Annotated in this window: 13 protein-coding genes; 12 read left to right on the forward strand and 1 reads right to left on the reverse strand. The window is 71.9% G+C overall.

Annotated features, from left to right (window positions below):
- The first annotated feature begins 133 nt into the window (after window positions 1–133).
- Genes ABGB01_RS04370 through ABGB01_RS04395 form a run of 6 tightly spaced genes read left to right on the forward strand, consistent with a single transcriptional unit; the run spans window position 134 to window position 6,782 of the window.
- Window positions 134–1,954 (forward strand): ABC transporter substrate-binding protein, encoded by a 1,821-nt coding sequence (locus ABGB01_RS04370; protein WP_347770530.1) that lies wholly within the window; start codon window positions 134–136, stop codon window positions 1,952–1,954.
- Between the two features lie 11 nt (window positions 1,955–1,965).
- Complete coding sequence (locus tag ABGB01_RS04375; protein WP_347770532.1) at window positions 1,966–2,976, forward strand: ABC transporter permease; 1,011 nt, start codon at window positions 1,966–1,968, stop codon at window positions 2,974–2,976.
- On the forward strand, window positions 2,973–3,872 hold the full coding sequence (locus ABGB01_RS04380) for an ABC transporter permease (protein WP_347621319.1): 900 nt from the start codon (window positions 2,973–2,975) through the stop codon (window positions 3,870–3,872). Before ABGB01_RS04375 ends, ABGB01_RS04380 begins: the two co-directional genes overlap by 4 nt.
- A 2-nt stretch (window positions 3,873–3,874) precedes the next feature.
- Window positions 3,875–4,873 carry an ABC transporter ATP-binding protein gene (locus ABGB01_RS04385; RefSeq protein ID WP_347770535.1) on the forward strand — a complete coding sequence of 333 codons (999 nt, stop codon included), beginning with the start codon at window positions 3,875–3,877 and terminating at the stop codon, window positions 4,871–4,873.
- On the forward strand, window positions 4,870–5,880 hold the full coding sequence (locus ABGB01_RS04390; protein WP_347770537.1) for an ABC transporter ATP-binding protein: 1,011 nt from the start codon (window positions 4,870–4,872) through the stop codon (window positions 5,878–5,880). The genes ABGB01_RS04385 and ABGB01_RS04390 overlap by 4 nt, the downstream gene beginning before the upstream one ends.
- The gene (locus ABGB01_RS04395; RefSeq protein WP_347770539.1) at window positions 5,880–6,782 is read left to right on the forward strand and encodes a GNAT family N-acetyltransferase; all 903 of its coding nucleotides are present in this window, start codon (window positions 5,880–5,882) and stop codon (window positions 6,780–6,782) included. The genes ABGB01_RS04390 and ABGB01_RS04395 overlap by 1 nt, the downstream gene beginning before the upstream one ends.
- Before the next feature lie 68 nt (window positions 6,783–6,850).
- Here ABGB01_RS04395 and ABGB01_RS04400 read toward each other — a convergent pair whose 3' ends face one another.
- Entirely contained in the window at window positions 6,851–7,978 is a 1,128-nt protein-coding gene (locus ABGB01_RS04400) for a DUF1343 domain-containing protein (protein ID WP_347770541.1), read from the reverse strand.
- A 57-nt stretch (window positions 7,979–8,035) separates the two neighbouring features.
- On the opposite strand from ABGB01_RS04400, the gene murQ reads away from it, so the two are divergent.
- The 6 genes from murQ to ABGB01_RS04430 all read left to right on the forward strand — a co-directional run bounded on the left by murQ (window position 8,036) and on the right by ABGB01_RS04430 (window position 16,351).
- Window positions 8,036–8,935, forward strand: a complete 900-nt coding sequence (gene murQ / locus ABGB01_RS04405) for an N-acetylmuramic acid 6-phosphate etherase (protein WP_347770543.1) — start codon at window positions 8,036–8,038, stop codon at window positions 8,933–8,935.
- Window positions 8,936–8,982: 47 nt separating this feature from the next.
- Window positions 8,983–10,038 carry a serine hydrolase domain-containing protein gene (locus ABGB01_RS04410; RefSeq protein ID WP_347770545.1) on the forward strand — a complete coding sequence of 352 codons (1,056 nt, stop codon included), beginning with the start codon at window positions 8,983–8,985 and terminating at the stop codon, window positions 10,036–10,038.
- Between the two features lie 195 nt (window positions 10,039–10,233).
- Window positions 10,234–11,535, forward strand: a complete 1,302-nt coding sequence (locus tag ABGB01_RS04415; RefSeq protein ID WP_347770547.1) for an MFS transporter — start codon at window positions 10,234–10,236, stop codon at window positions 11,533–11,535.
- Window positions 11,536–11,537: 2 nt separating this feature from the next.
- Complete coding sequence (locus ABGB01_RS04420; RefSeq protein WP_132341522.1) at window positions 11,538–11,741, forward strand: MbtH family protein; 204 nt, start codon at window positions 11,538–11,540, stop codon at window positions 11,739–11,741.
- 2 nt (window positions 11,742–11,743) lie between these two features.
- Window positions 11,744–15,229 (forward strand): amino acid adenylation domain-containing protein, encoded by a 3,486-nt coding sequence (locus ABGB01_RS04425; protein WP_347770550.1) that lies wholly within the window; start codon window positions 11,744–11,746, stop codon window positions 15,227–15,229.
- A 75-nt stretch (window positions 15,230–15,304) separates the two neighbouring features.
- Entirely contained in the window at window positions 15,305–16,351 is a 1,047-nt protein-coding gene (locus ABGB01_RS04430; RefSeq protein ID WP_347770552.1) for a MupA/Atu3671 family FMN-dependent luciferase-like monooxygenase, read from the forward strand.
- Window positions 16,352–16,373 lie beyond the last annotated feature (22 nt).

Here is a 16,373-nt window from a genome sequence, read left to right on the forward strand (position 1 = left end):
TCGCACACTGATGAAGGAAAGTTACATTAACCTCACAACCCCTGGAGATTATTGACGCCGGTCTGACGTGATCGTAGTGTCCGGTCAACTCCTGCAGATCCCTCAACAGGCTCGACATCCTCCGGAGCGGCAAATGAAGCGACTGGCAGCGGTAGTGGCGTTGCTGGGCCTTGCCACCGCGACTGCGGCATGCAGTGGTGGCACCACCGACAAGTCAGGCGGCTCGGGCGGTGGTGGCGGCCTGTTCACCACGATCGACGTCAACAGGCCGGGCCTCGACGCGAGCGCCCCCGCCAACCCCTGGCACCCGAAGGGTAACTCCTACCTGGGGTACAACGCGATGAAGCTGGGGTGGGTCAAGAACCACGTGACCGACCCCAACCAGTTCTACCCCGGCATCGCGGAGAAGTGGGAGATCGCGGAGGACAACTCCTCGATCACCCTGCACCTGCAGCCGAACGGCAAGTGGTCCGACGGCAAGCCGGTCACGGCCGAGGACGTCAAGCTCTCCATCGGCATCGCCTACACGCAGGGCAGCACCGCGTTCGCGATCACGCCCGGCGCGGCCGGCGCGGCGGCGGATGTGGAGGTCGTCGACGACAAGACCGTCAAGGTCACCCAGGACATGTCGAACCCGAGCTCCAAGTTCGCCCGCGGCGTCATGGACAGCCTGGTCGTGCCCGCGCACGTGTGGAACAGCGTGCTGCCCGCCGACTTCTGGGAGAAGCTGAAGACCTCCAGGGGCACCGGCGACGGCGCCGAGAAGGCGCGCGAGGAGATCCTCGCCGTCGGCCAGAAGGTGCTCGCCTTCAAGCCGCCGCAGGACGTCTCCGCCGGGCCGTTCACGCTGGAGCGGGTCAACCCCGGCGAGGCCCTGCTGCTGAAGAACAAGAACTTCTACAACGCCGCCAACGTCGCTCCCGACCAGGTGAAGTTCCTCAACTTCAGCGGCAACGAGCAGATCTGGAACTACCTGACCGCCGGCAAGCTCGACCAGTCCGGTTTCGTCGCCGCCCCGACCGACGTGATGAACCGCATCAAGCAGGCGCCCGGCTCCCACCTGATCAAGGGCTTCTCCCCGGTGGCCGTCGGCATGGCGTTCAACCAGTCGAAGAAGCCGTACGACAACGTGCACGTGCGGCGCGGCCTGGCCTACCTGATCGACCGCCAGCAGGTCACCAAGGTGGCCTCGCCCGAGGGCGGCACGGCGGCCGTGACGACGACCGGCATGCACCAGAAGCCCGCCCAGGAGTGGATCGGCGACGAGCTGTCGAGCCTGGAGCCGTACGCGCACGACGTGGCCAAGGCCGAGACGGAGTTCAAGGAAGCCGGCCTGCAGAAGAAGAACGGCAAGTGGACGCTGGCCGACGGGTCGCCGTGGAAGGTGACCATGCACGCGCCCTCCGGCTTCTCCGACTGGATCTCCGCCCAGGAGAACATCAAGAGCCAGCTCATCGAGAACGGCGTGGACGCCGAGGTCGTCACCGTCGCCGACTACCCGATCTACCTTGAGGAGATCGCGGCCGGCAAGTACGACGTCGGCTTCTGGCTGATGGCGCTCGGCCCTGCGCCGTACGACATCTACCAGCGTCTCTACGGCGCCTCCAACGGCTGGACCAACGTCGCGGGCAAGGTCAAGCACAGCGCCCCCGGCAAGGGCGGCAACTGGATGGGCAGCGCCGAGGAGATCGACGTCGAAGGCGTCGGCACGATCAACCCTGGTGAGCTGACCGGCAAGCTCAACGCGGCCTCCGCCGAGGAGGCCAAGCCGATCATGTCGCAGCTCGCCAAGGCCGCCAACCAGGACCTGCCCGCCATCCAGCTCTGGGACTACGTGAACACGCAGTTCACCAACACCAGCCGCTTCACCGGCTGGCCCGAGCAGGACAGCGACCTGCTGCGCCTGCCGGCCGGGGTCTGGATCCAGCTCGGCCTGGTCAAGAAGAAGCAGTAGAGAAAGAGCCTATGACGGTCATCACACGCCGACTCGCGGGCCATCTGGCCCGCGGGATCGTCATGATCCTGGTCGTCGCCACGATCAGTTTCTTCATCGTCAGGAGCATTCCCGGTGACCCGGTCGCCGCGAACGTGCAGAAGCTGATCGAGCAGGGCATGGCGCCCGAGGCGGCCGAGCAGGCGACCCGCGTGCTGTACGGGTTCCAGCCCACGGGCTCGCTCTGGGAGCAGTACACCGACTACATGGCGGGCCTGCTCACCTTCGACCTGGGCCAGTCGGTGACCCACGCCGGCGCCCCGGTCACCGAGGTGCTCGGCGAGGCGGCCAAGTGGACCGTGCTCCCGGTGCTGGCGGGCACGCTGCTGAGCTTCCTCGTCGGCATCATCTTGGGCGTCTACGCGGCCATCAAGCGCACGGGCAAGCTCGGCGACGTCCTGGCCGTCTCGGGGTCGCTGCTGCACGGGGTGCCGCAGTACGTGCTGGGCCTGCTGCTCAGCGCGATCTTCGCGACGCTCATCCCGATCCTGCCCGCCGACGGCCCGGTGGACATCCTCTTCGAGCCCGGGTTCAACGCCGGCTACATCGGCTCGCTGGCCGAGCACGCGGTGCTGCCGGTGGTGACGTACGCGCTGGCCGCGTACGGCGGCTGGATCCTCGCGATGAAGTCGAGCGTGGTGACCGTCCTGGGCGACGACTTCATCCTGGCCGCCGAGCTGCGCGGGATGAAGCGCTCGATCATCTTCAGGTACATCGCGCGCAACGCGATCCTGCCGCTGTTCACGATCCTCGCGCTGTCGCTGGGGCTGCTGCTCGGCGGCGCGGTGTTCATCGAGCGGATCTTCAACTATCCGGGGCTCGGGCTGCTGCTCCTCGACAGCATCACCATGCGGGACTACGCGCTGATGAGCGGGGCGTTCCTGCTGATCACGGCGGCCATCATCGTGGCCAACATCATCGCGGACCTGTTCTACAGCGTGATCGACCCGCGGGTCCGCAGCGGTGAGGAGGCCGGCGCATGAGTGTGCTGCTCGAGAGCACGTCGACGAGCGCCGCCATGCGGCGCAACTTCTGGTCGGGCGTGTGGCGCGTCATGAAGCGCAAGCCCAGCCGCCTGGTGGGCGTCGTGCTGATGGCCGGGTTCGTCTTCATGGGCCTGTTCGGGCCGCTGTTCTACCCCGACCCGCTGCCCCGCGACCCCGCCATGCTCACCAGGCCGCCGAGCTGGGAGCACTGGCTCGGCACCGACGACCAGGGCAGGGACGTGATCGCCCTGGTGGTCACCGGCTCCCGGTACGTCCTGCTGGCCGCCCTCGTCACCGCCGTCATCACGGTCGTGCTGGGCACCGCCATCGGGCTGTTCTCCGGCTTCAAGCGGGGCCGCTGGGACACCGTGCTCATGCGGCTCACCGACATGAAGCTGACCATCCCCGGCCTGCCGCTGCTGCTGGTGTTGTCGACGGTGTGGAAGTTCAACAGCGCCGTGCAGATGGGCCTGGTGCTGGGGCTGCTCAGCTGGGGCGGCGTGGCGCGGGCCGTGCGGGCGCAGACCCTGTCGCTGCGTGAGCGCGGCTTCATCGAGGCGGCGCGCGGGCTCGGGCTGTCCACCACGCACATCGTGGGCAAGGAACTGCTGCCGAGCATGGCCCCGTACATCGCGATGAACATGCTCATCGCGATCACCGGCGGCGTCTACTCGCAGGTCGGGCTCTTCTTCCTGGGCGTGTTGCCGTACGAGTCGAACAACTGGGGCCAGATGCTCAACACGGCCGTGTTCCGCTCGGGGGCGCTGACCGTGCCGAGCGCGCTCGGCTTCCTGCTGGGGCCGCTGCTGGCGATCCTGCTGCTGACGCTGGCCATCGTGCTCGTGGTCGACGCCATGGACGAGATCTTCAACCCCCGGCTGCGCGAGGAGTGACCGTGACGAGGACTGCGCCGGGAGTGCGCATCGACGGCCTCACGGTCGTCTACAAGACACCCGCGGGCGAGCTGCCCGCGGTCAGGGACGTGGACCTGACGCTGGAGCCGGGCACGATCACCGGCATCGTCGGCGAGTCCGGGTCGGGCAAGTCCACGCTCGCGCTGTCGCTGCTGAACGCGGTGCAGCCGCCGGGCCGGATCTCGGCGGGCAGCGTCGAGATCGACGGGCTCGGCGACGTGGTGGGCCTGCGGAACGAGCAGCTGCGCAAGGCGCGCGGCAAGCACATCGGCTACGTCTTCCAGGCCGCCCAGAACTCACTCAACCCGCTCAAGACCGTCGGCAAGCAACTGCTCGACCTGGGCCGCTCGCACGGCGTGGAGGACCTGCGCGCCCTCGTGCGCGAGGCCAAGGAGCTGCTCGGCCGGATGGGGCTGGACGGCGCCAGGGTGCTCGACTCGCACCAGCACGAGCTGTCCGGCGGCATGCGTCAGCGGGTCGGCATCATGCTCGCGCTGGTGCTCAACGCGCACCTGGTGGTGCTGGACGAGCCGACGACCGCGCTCGACATGATCACCCAGGCGAACATCCTCAAGATCGTCCGTGAGGTGCACGCGGAGCGCGGCCTGACGACGCTCGTCATCACGCACGACATCGGCGTGGTGGCCGAGGTCGCCGACCGGCTGGCCGTCATGTACGGCGGCCGGCTCGTCGAGCAGGGCCCGACCCGGGAGGTGCTGGGCGCGCCGCGGCACCCCTACACCAGGGGTCTCATCAAGGCCATCCCCCGGCTCGTCGGCGACATCGACGAGGCCCAGGCGCTGCCGGGACGGCCGCCGACGCTGGCCACGGTGCCGGCCGAGGGCTGCGTGTTCAGGGAGCGCTGCCCGCTGCGCATGGACGTGTGCGACACCATGGACCCCGAGGCCCGTACCGACGACGGGGCCGGCGGGCCGAGGACGGTGGCCTGCCACGCCGTGACCGTGAAGGAGCACGCATGATCACCGGGACCGGCATCGTCAAGACGTTCAAGCAGCGCGGCAAGGTGCTCGGCGCCCGCGAGGTGCAGGCGCTGCGCGGCGTCGACTTCGCGATCCCGAAGGGCGGCGCGGCCTCGTTCATCGGCGAGTCCGGATGCGGCAAGACGACGCTGGGGCGCATCATCGCGGGGCTGGAGACGTACGACGCGGGCGACGTCGTGATCGGCGACGTGCCGATGTCGCCGCTCAAGCCCAAGCAGCGCCAGCCGCACTTCCGCAAGATCCAGATGATCCACCAGGACCCCTACTCCGCGCTCAACCCGACCAGGACGGTCCACCAGACGCTGTACGCGCCGCTCAGCCTGCGGGCCAGGCAGACCGGGCGGTCCAGGGCGTGGATGGAGGAGCGGGCGGCCGAGGTGCTGTCGCTGGTGGGGCTCGATCCGGGCTCGGTGTTGGCGCGCTACCCGCACCAGCTCTCCGGCGGCATGCGGCAGCGGGTCGTCATCGCCAGGGCGCTGACCGTCGACCCCGAGATGCTCGTCGCGGACGAGGCCGTCTCGATGATCGACGTGTCGCTGCGGCTCGGCATCCTGGCGCTGCTGAAGGACCTGCGCGAGCGGCTGGGCGTGAGCGTGCTGTTCATCACGCACGACGTGGCCACCGCCCGCTACATCGGCGGCGACGGCGAGCTGTACGTCATCTACCGCGGCCAGGTCGTCGAGCGCGGCCCGGTGGACACGATCATCGCCGACCCGGTGCACCCGTACACGCAGTCGCTGCTGTCGGCCATCCCGGTGCTGCACGGCCTGGAGCGGCCGGGCGAGCAGCCGGTGGAGCCGCTGGAGTCGCTGGACGAGAGCCAGGCCGACGAGGGCTGCCTGTTCGCCCGCCGCTGCCCGTTCCGCGCGGAGCGGTGCGAGGATGAGCGGCCGCTGCTGCAGTTGACCGCGGGCGTCCCGCAGGAGCACGCGTGCTTCTTCCCCGAGCGCCGCAGCGTGATCGCCCGCCCGATGAGCGAGGTGTGATGGCCCACACCGTGCGGGCCGCCCAGTGGTTCACGGGTCCTTCTGCTGGGCTCGCCGAGGCGTCCGACATCGCCACCGCGGCCCTGACGCTGGACACCGCGGAGGCCGCGGCCCTGGTCGGCTATCTGTCGCGGCCCCCTGCCGGGCGGAAGTGGACGGCGCTGACCACGGACGGCGGGGTCGTGATGGTGTCGATGTCGGCCACGGACACCGACGACGCCACCGGCGACGGGGCCCCGGCGGGGCACATCGACCTGCTGGCCGTGCACCCGTCGGCGCAGGGTCAGGGGCGCGGGCGGGCGCTGGTGCGGGCGGGCGAGGAGTGGCTGGCCGGGCAGGGCGCCCGGCAGGTGCGCTTCGCCGGCAACCCGCCGTGCTACGCCTGGCCGGGCATCGACGTGCGCTACACCGCCGCGGCCTGCCTCGCCGAGCGCCTCGGGTACGAGCGCTACTCCGTCGCCTGGAACATGACGGCCGACCTGGGCGTGGACCTGTCCGTGGAGGACGACCTCGAACGGCTGGCCCGGCACGGCGTGACCGTGCACGCGGCCGGCGACGACCGCGAGCGGGTGACGGCGTTCGTCCGCGAGCACTTCAACGGCTCCTGGGCCTGGGAGGCGGCGCACGCGGCCGGGGTGCACTACGGCGAGCGTGACGGGCGTGTCCTGGGGTTCGCCGCCTGGGGGGCGCGGCCTGCGTGGTTCGGGCCCACGGGCACCGCGCCGGACGCTCGCGGCCTGGGCCTCGGCCGGGTGCTGCTGCGCAGGTGCCTGGCCGACCAGCGGGCCGCCGGGCAGGCCGACGCCCAGATCGGGTGGGTCGGGCCGTTGCGGTTCTACTCGCGTGCCGTCGGCGCGCGGGCGGAACGCGTCTTCTGGCTCTACCGGCGCGATCTGGCGTGATGGCCCGCGTCCCCGCACAACCTGACACCCGCCGGGGGCCGTCGCACACGGCCCCCGCAGGCGCGCGTTCAGCCCTCCGCGGGGCCGCCGTAGAGCAAACGGCCCTCGGGGTGCGCCGGGGGCGGGCACAGCTCGCGGGGGTCCTCGCCGGCCTCCATGGTGCGGGTCAGCGCGTCGGAGCCCCACAGGTGGTCCATGAACAGGTCGGGGCCCCACCAGCGCAGGTCATCGGGGTAGAGGGTACGGGCCACGTGCAACATCGACAGTCCCGTCAGCACCGGCCGGAACGCGTGGCGGTCGTGCACGTGGAGCTGGACCCCGCGGACGGGCGTGCCGGCGTGCTTGTGGAACGTGGGCGTGAACCACGTCTCGCGGAAGCGCACGCCCGGCAGGCCGAGCCCGGCCAGCGCGGGGGCGAACCGCCCGTCCACGTACGGCGCCCCGGCCAGCTCGAACGGCCTGGTGGTGCCGCGCCCCTCGGAGAAGTCGGTGCCCTCGAACAGGCCGGTGCCCGGGTAGACGAGCGCGGTGTCCACGGTCGGCATGTTGACCGACGGCATCACCCAGGGCAGCCCGGTCTCGGCGTACGTCATGTCGCGCCGCCAGCCCTCCATCTCGATCACGTGCAGGTCCAGGTCGAACCCGAACAGCACGGCCAGCTCCCCCACGGTCCTGCCGTGCCGCACGGGCAGCGGGAACCGCCCCACGAAGCTGGCGAACGCCGGGTCGAGCAGCGGGCCCTCCTCCACGGCGCCGCCGAGCGGGTTGGGCCGGTCCAGCACCACGAACCGCAGGCCCAGCCGGGCGGCGGACTCCATGAGGTCGTACATGGTCCAGACGTAGGTGTAGAAGCGGGCGCCGACGTCGGCGATGTCGAAGACCAGGGTGTCCACCCCGGAGGCGGCGACGACGCGGTCCAGCGCCTCGCCCGAGAGCTTGTGGGTGTCGTACACCGGCAGCCCGGTCCTCTCGTCCACCGTGTCGCCCTCGCTGCCGGCCGCCTGCGCGGTGCCGCGCATGCCGTGCTCGGGTCCGAACATGGCGGTGAGGCCGGCGCCCGCGGCCATGAGCGCGTCGGGGGTGGGGGTCAGGTCGGGGAGGATTCCGGTGGGGTTCGTGATCAGGCCGAGGCGGGTTCCCCCTGCGAGCGAGGGGGTCGTGGCCAGCCGTTCTGCTCCGGTGCGTACGTGCGTCATGAACCCATTGTCTGAAAGATATTTACAAGAGAGAAGTAAAGGGTGGAAATTAGCGTCATGATTGATCCGCTACCCGAGCTGTCCACCGAGCAGAGCGACCCCCGCTACAGCCAGATCGACCGGCTGCCCACCGAGGAGATCGCCCGACTGATGAACCAGGCCGACACGGCCGTGCCCGCCGCCGTGGCGGCGGCCGTCCCGGCCATCTCGGCCGCCATCGACGCCATCGCGGCGCGGATGGCCGAGGGCGGCCGGCTGCTGTACGTCGGCGCGGGAACGTCGGGACGGCTGGCGGTGCTCGACGCCAGCGAGTGCCCGCCCACGTTCGGCACCGACCCTTCGCTGGTGCAGGGGATCATCGCCGGCGGGCCCGAGGCGCTGACCCGGTCCGTCGAGGGTGCGGAGGACGACGCGGAGGCCGGGGCCGCCGCCATCAAGGCCCTGGAGGCCGGCCCGCTGGACTCGGTGCTGGGCGTCTCCGCCAGCGGCCGGGCCCCTTTCGTGCTGGGCGCGCTGGCGGAGGCGTCCGGCCGCGGCGCGCTCACCGCCGCCCTGTCGTGCAACGCGGACGCGCCGCTGTCGGCCGCCGCCGAACACGCGATCGAGGTGGTCGTGGGGCCCGAGGTGGTAACCGGCTCGACCCGCCTCAAGGCCGGGACGGCGCAGAAGCTCGTGCTGAACATGATCTCCACGATCTCCATGGTCAGGCTCGGCCGCACGTACGGCAACGAGATGATCGAGATGTCGGCGATGAACAACAAGCTCGCCGGACGGGCGCTGCGCATGGTCAGGGACATCACCGGAGCCGACCAGGAGACGGCCGTGGCGGCGCTGGACGCGGCCGGCGGCCAGGCGAAGATCGCGGTGCTGATGATCCAGCACGGGCTCGACGCCGAGGCGGCCCGCGCGCTGCTGGAGTCGCACGGCGAGCGCCTCAGCGACGCGCTGAGCGGCTGAGGCCGCCACACCACGACGGGGCCGCGACGGGGATGAGGGGGACGGGGATGGACGACCGGCTGGACACGATCCTGGCGGACGGGGTGCCGCGCGTGTGCTCGGCGGCGGTCGCGCTGATCGCCGTGAACGGCTCCGTGGCCGCCGCCTCGGCGGCCGGCGAGCTCGTACGGTACGCGGACGCGGACGGGACGCCGGCCGGGGAACGCCCGCCGGCACTCCGCGACTCGATCTTCGACCTGGCCTCGATCAGCAAGCTGTTCACCACGGTCGTGCTGCTCTCGCTGGCCGAGGAGGGCCGGCTGGACCTGGACGAGCCCGTGGCGCGCCACATCCCCGTGCGCGACGGGCGGATCACCCTGCGCCACCTGCTCACCCACACGGCGGGCCTGCCGCCGACCCGCCGCATCGACCGGGAACTGCCCGGCGCGGACGCCGCCGCGCGGATGGCCGCGATGCTGGAGACGCCGATCGTCCATCCGGTCGGCGGGCCCTACCTCTACAGCGACGTCGGCATGGTCATGGCCGGCCGGATCGCGGAGCTGGCCGGCGGCGCGCCGCTGGACGCGCTGGTCCGCGCCCGCATCACCGAGGTGCTCGGCCTGGACGGCACCGGCTACCGGCCCGCGTCTCCCGCGAGGGTCGCGGCGACCGAGTGGAAACCGGAGCGTTCCGGGCCCGGCTGTGTACGGGGCGAGGTGCACGACGAGACCGCCCACGCGCTGGGCGGTGTGGCGGGGCACGCGGGGCTGTTCGCGACGGCCGGGGACGTGCTCGCCTTCGGCGAGGCGCTGCGGGTCGGCGGCGGCCCGATGCTGAGCCGGGAGAGCGTGGCGGAGATGACGCGCGACCAGGGTGCCGAGGGCGCCCCCTTCCGCCACGGGCTGGGGGTGCGGCTCGGCGATCCGTCCATCGTGGGACCGCTGGACGGCGCGTACGGGCATTCTGGCTTCACCGGCACCTCGCTCGTCGTCGATCCCGATCGCCGGCTGACCGTGGTGCTGCTGACGAACTCCGTGCATCCGGTGCGGGGCAGGGGCGGCATTCGCGAATTGCGCCACGCGGTCGCCGCCGAAGCGCTCGGCGCGGCTGACCTCGCCCTTTGACAGGACGTAATTACAAAACCACAAAGAGCGTATTGCCCCGCCCAAAACGGTGTGTGAAGGTACACGTGAGGCGGCTGTGAACGGTAGGCCACCTCAGGGTTCCTTTCATCAGAAGGGCCTCGGGCACACATGGGTGAACCTCCATCGTCCAAACAACCGTCGCAACAGAACCGATTTATCCAGCGATTCTCTGGAATGGGTAGATTCAGCCTGGTCTGGAGTGGCCAGGTCGTCACCCTCATCGGGAATTCCGTTCTCCGCTTCTCCCTGGTCATCCAGGCATGGACGGTCGACCACCAGGTCACCCAGGTGGTGGCGCTGTCGCTCTGCGCGCTGCTGCCCCAGATGTTGCTGAGCCCCACCGCGGGCGCCATCGTCGACCGCTTCCGCAAGCGCACCGCCCTGCAACTGGCCGACCTCGGCGGGCTCGTGGCCGTCGCCGCCATGACGGCCGTCTATTTCCTCGGCGACCTGCACCTGTGGCAGGTCTACGTCACCGTCGCGCTGCTCGGCGCCGCCGCCGCCTTCCAGTTTCCCGCCCTGTCGTCGGCCGTGCCGCTGCTGGTCGGCAAGGAGCAGCTGCAGCGGGCCAACGGCCTGCTCGCCACCGCCAAGAGCGTCGCCGACGTGGGCGGGCCCGCGCTGGCCGGGCTGCTCGTGGTGACCGGCGGTCTCGGCGTGGTGCTCTGGATCGACCTGCTGAGCTTCGCGGTCGCGCTGCTCACCGTACGCCTGGTGCGCATGGACGGCGACCAGCCCGGCGAGGCCGGGACGCGCAAACGCCTCGGCGCCGACTCGCTGGAAGGGCTGCGCTACCTGTTCGCCCAGCCCAGCCTGCGCGGGCTCATCCTGGTGTTCTTCACGGTCAACCTGGTGATGGTCTTCGGGTTCGCCGTGGTGCAGCCGATGATCCTGGCCAGGACCGGCAGCGACGTCTCCGCGCTGGCCAGCGTGAACGCCGGCATCGGCGCCGGCGGCATCGCGGGCGGCCTCCTGCTGGCCGCGTGGGGCGGCCCGAAGAACCGGGTGCTCGGCATGATGCTCGGCGTCGTCGGCATGTGCGTGAGCGCGCAGATCGCGACGGCCGTGGTGCACGGCGTCGTCGCCTGGACCGCGGCCATGCTCGTCGGCGCGATGATCATGCCGATCGTCAACGGCTCGATGCAGTCGATCATCCAGACCAAGGTGCCGAAGGACCGGCAGGGGCGGGTGTTCGGCGCTGTCATGTTCGTCTCGCAGATCTCCTCGCCGGTCGCGATGGCCTTCTCCGGGCCGCTCGCCGACCAGGTCTTCGAACCGCAGGCCGCGGCCGGCACCGGCCTGGCCGGGCTGCTGCGGCCCCTCGTCGGGACCGGGCCCGGCAGCGGCATGGCGGCGATGTTGTTCATCGCCGGCCTGCTCGGGGCCGGCGCCGCCCTGTGGGGGCTGGCCCGCCGCGCCGTACGCCACATCGACGTCCTGACCCCCGACCTCGAGCAGCAACCCGCGGGAGGCTGACCATGACCACCAACCCCTTCGAGGACGAGAACGGCTCCTACCTGGTGCTGGTGAACGACGAGAACCAGCACTCGCTCTGGCCGGCCGGCATCGACGTGCCCGCGGGCTGGCGGGTGGCGCTGGAGGAGAGCCCGCGGGCCGCGTGCCTGTCCTACATCGAGACGCACTGGACGGACATGCGCCCGGCGAGTCTCACCCGGTCGTGACGATGAGCGTGCCGAACGGATCTCCAGGCGGTGTGCACGAGGTCTTCGCGCGGCAGGCGGCGCGGACCCCCGGCAGGACGGCGCTCATCGGCGCGGGCGAGCGGCTGACGTACGCCGAGCTGGACGCGCGCGCATCGGCGCTCGCCGCGCGGCTCGGGGCGGATCCTGCTGTGCGGCCGGGCCGCCTGGTCGGGGTGCGCATGGAACGCGGCGCCGAGTTCGTCGTCGCGCTGCTGGCCGTGCTGAAGGCGGGCGCCGGATACCTGGTCCTCGATCCGGACTTCCCCGAGGAACGGCTGCGCGCCGTGGTGGCCGACGCGGGCGCCGCCGCCGTCCTCACCTCCTCCGGGCTCGAACCCCTGCCGTACGACGCCCGCCACGACGGCGTCGCCTGCGTCATGTACACCTCCGGCTCCACCGGCAGGCCCAAGGGCGTCGCCGCCCCGCACCGGGCGATCGTGGCCACGGTGACGGGCCAGGACTACGCGCCGTTCGACGCGGTGTGGCTGCAGTGCTCGCCGGTGTCGTGGGACGCGTTCGCCCTGGAGTTGTGGGGGCCGCTGCTGTCCGGCGGCACCTGCGTGCTGCACCCGGGGCAGCGGCCCGACCCGATGGTGATGGCCCGGCTGGCCGCCGAACACCAGGTCACCTGCATGTACCTGTCGAGCAGCCTGTTCAACGTGATCGTGGACGAGTACCCCGGCGCGCTCGCCGGCGTGCGGCACCTGATCGTCGGCGGCGAGGCGCCGTCGCCCGCGCACGTCGGGCGCGCCCTCGAACGCCATCCCGGGCTGCGGGTGAGCAACGGCTACGGGCCGGTCGAAGGCATGATCTTCATGACCACGCACCCGATCACCCCCGGCGACGGGCCCGTGCCCATCGGCACGCCGTTGCGGGGCAAGCGGGTGCACGTCCTGGACGCGCGGCTGCGGCCGGTGGCGGACGGGGAGGTCGGCGAGCTGTACGCGGCCGGTGAGGGGCTGGCGCTGGGCTATCTGGGACGGCCGGCGGCGAGCGCCGAGCGGTTCGTGGCCGACCCGTTCGGCGCGCCGGGCGAGCGCATGTACCGCACGGGCGACCTGGTACGGCGCCGCGCGGGAACGCTGGAGTACGTGGGCCGGGCCGACGAGCAGGTCAAGATCCGCGGGTTCCGCGTCGAGCCGGACGAGGTGGCCTCCGTGCTGGCCGCCCACCCGGCCGCCGCCCGGGTGAGCGTGGTGGCCAGGGCGGACACGCCCGGCGAGCGGCGGCTGGTCGCGTACGTGGTGCCACGCCCCGGGCACGCGGTGGACGGCGAGGCGCTGCGGGCCCACGCGGCGGCGGCGTTGCCCGCCTTCATGGTGCCGTCGGCCTTCGTGGTGCTGGAGGCGTTGCCGCTGACCGCCACCGGCAAGCTGGACCGGGCGGCGCTGCCCGCGCCCTCGTACGCGCCGGCCGGCCCGCATGAGGGCGAGGGGCCGCGCGACGAGGTGGAGCGGCGGTTGTGCGAGCTGTTCGCCGAGGTCCTCGGGGTGCCGGAGGCGGGGGTGAGCGACGACTTCTTCAGACTGGGCGGCGACTCGCTGACGGTGGCCAGGCTCCTCAGCAGGATCCACGCCGAGCTGGGCGTGGAGGTGGGCGTCAGAACCCTGTTCGAAGGGCCGACGGTGGCCGCGGTCGCCGCCCACGTCCATGACCTCCGCCACGACCCGGCCAACGGTCTGGCGGATGCCCCAGGCTCCGGCGACCACCCGGTGAGCAGCCCAGGGAACCCCCCGCAGGCCGACGGCGCGCTGCCGCTGTCGTTCGCGCAGCGCCGCCTGTGGTTCCTCGACCAGATCGACGCGGGCGTGGCCTACAACATGCCCATGCTGGTACGGCTCAGCGGCCCCGTGGACGTGGCGGCCCTGCGCGGAGCCCTGGAGGACGTGGTGGCGCGGCACGAGCCGCTCCGTACGATCTTCGCCGTGCACGACGGGGAGCCCGCCCAGAAAGTGCTGCCCGCGGAGCGGGCCAGGCCCGGATTCAGCGCCGTCGAGGTGGCGCCGGACGAGCTGGACGCGCGGGTGGCCGAGGCGGCGAGGCACCGCTTCGACCTGGGCGCCGAGCTGCCGATCCACTCCGTGTTGTTCACGACGGGGCCGGACGAGCACGCGCTGCTGCTGGTCATGCACCACATCGCCACCGACGGGTGGTCGCTGCCGCCGTTCATGCGCGACCTGTCACAGGCCTACCGGGAGCGGCTGGCCGGCCGGACCGCCGCGTTCCCTCCCCTGCCGATCCGGTACGCCGACCACGCGGTGCGGCACCGTACGCGGGTGGACGCGCTGCCGGCCGCCGAGCTCGGCTACTGGCGCAAGGCGCTGGCGGATCTGCCCGAGCCGCTCACCCTTCCACGCAGGCCCCGGACGCGGGGCGCGGAGACGGCCGGCGCCGCGGGCACGGTGCGGACGTGGATCGGCCCCGTCCTGCACCGGCGGCTGGTCCAGCTGGGCAGGGAACGCGGGGCGACCCTGTTCATGGTCCTGCAGGCGGGCCTGGCCGTGGTGCTCGAACGGGCGGGCGCGGGCACCGACCTGCCCATCGGCGCGCCGGTCGCGGGGCGGTCCGGCGACGAGGTGGGCGAGCTGGTCGGGTTCTTCGTCAACCTGCTCGTCCTGCGTACCGACCTGTCGGGTGATCCGTCCGCCGGCGAGCTGGTGTCGCGGGTGCGGGAGACGGACCTGGAGGCGTTCTCGCACCAGGAGGTGCCGTTCGAGCGGGTCGTGCAGGAGCTCGGCCCGGTACGGCGCCCCGGGCGGCATCCCCTCGTCGACGTGGTGCTGGCCCTGCAGAACAACGTGCGGGCCGAACTGTCGCTGCCCGGCGCCGAGACGCGGGTCGAGGTGGTCAGGACCGGGGCGGCCCGGTTCGAGCTGCTGGTCGACGTGACCGACGACTACGAGGACGACGGAGCGCCCGCCGGCATCGCCGTGACCGTCGAGTACCGCCTGGACGCCTTCGCCGAGCCGGTGATGGAGTGGCTGGCGGACGCGCTGGTGCGGGCGCTGGAGTCCATGGCCGCCGACCCCGGCGTACCGGTCTCCGCCATCGACCTGCCCCCCGTCCCCGCCTCCGCATCAGCACCCGACCCGGCCATCGAACCCGACCCGGCCTCACCGGCCGAACGGGTCTCAGGAGTTGTCCCGGGAGCCGGACCGGGCTTCGGAGCCGGTCCGGGGCCGGACGGAGGGCGGGTGCCGCGTACCGATGTGGAGCGGCGGATCGCGGCGGTCTGGGCGGACGTGCTCGGCGTCGCGCGGATCGGGCTCGACGACGGATTCTTCGCGCTCGGCGGCAACTCGCTGCAGGCCGTACGGGTCGCCGCGCGCCTCTCGGCGCAGGGTCTGCCCGCCACCGCCGGCCACCTCTTCAACGCCCCCACCGTCGCCGAACTCGCCACCCGGCTGACCGCCGCCCAGGGGCCGGCCATCCCCCGCCTGCCCAGAATCCCGCGCACCCGCCCCTGAGGAGAAGCGCACCGTGACTCCTCCGCTCCCGATTCCCCCATCGCCTGAAGGCGACGGTCCTCTCAGGAGGCTCTGATGGACCTCAGCGTGATGTTCTTCGGCGCGGACGACGCGAGCACCGTCGGCCACGCCACGAAATACGATGACATCCTGGCGATCACGAAGGCCGCCGACCGGCTCGGCTTCACCGCCGTCTGGACCCCCGAGCGGCACTTCCAGCAGGTCGGGCAGGTCTTCCCCAACCCCGCTCTGCTCAGCGCCGCCCTGGCCGTGGCCACGGAGCGCATCCACGTGCGGGCGGGCAGCCTCGTGCTCCCGCTGCACCACCCGCTGCGCGTCGCCGAGGACTGGGCGGTCGTCGACAACCTGTCGCGCGGCCGGACCGGCGTCTCGGTGGCGACCGGCTGGCACTCGAAGGACTTCGTGCTCGCCCCCGGCGCGTACGAGGACCGCAGGGAACGCGCCGTCCGCGACCTCGCCCTGCTGCGGCGGTTGTGGGCGGGCGAGGCGGTGGAGTTCGCCGACGGCGCGGGCGAGCCGGTGACGGTGACGTCGCAGCCGCGCCCGTACTCCGATCACCTGCCGCTGTGGACCACGACCTCGGGCAGCCCCGCGACGTGGGAGGCGGCCGGGCGGACGCGGACGAACATCCTCGGCGCCACCATCGGCCAGACCCGCGAGGAGCTGGCCGGGAAGATCCGCGCCTACCGGGACGCCTACGACCAGGCCCCCGAGCAGCCCGGCTCCCCGCCCAGGGGCACCGTCACGCTCATGGCCCACACCTACGTGGGCGAGACGGACGAGCACGCCAGGGAACGGGCGGGCGGCCCGCTCAAGGACTACCTCAGGTCGTACGTGGCGCAGACCGCGGCGAACAAGGGCGGCGCGGGCCGGGCGGCGGCGCTGAGCGACGAGCAGCTCGGCACGCTCGCCGAGTTCGCCTTCCAGCGGTATCTGACCTGGGGCAGCCTGCTCGGCTCCGCCGAGACGTGCCGCAAGAGCCTGGCCGACCTGGCCGAGCTGGGCTGCGACGAGGTGGCCTGCTTCGTCGACTTCGGGCTCGGCGTGAACGAGGTGCTGGCCGGGCTGGAACGGCTCGCGGAGCTGCGGGAGGACATGTGACATCGGCAGTGACACCGGCAGT

The organism is Nonomuraea sp. B5E05 (genome assembly GCF_039880665.1).
In the GTDB taxonomy this organism is placed as follows: domain Bacteria; phylum Actinomycetota; class Actinomycetes; order Streptosporangiales; family Streptosporangiaceae; genus Nonomuraea.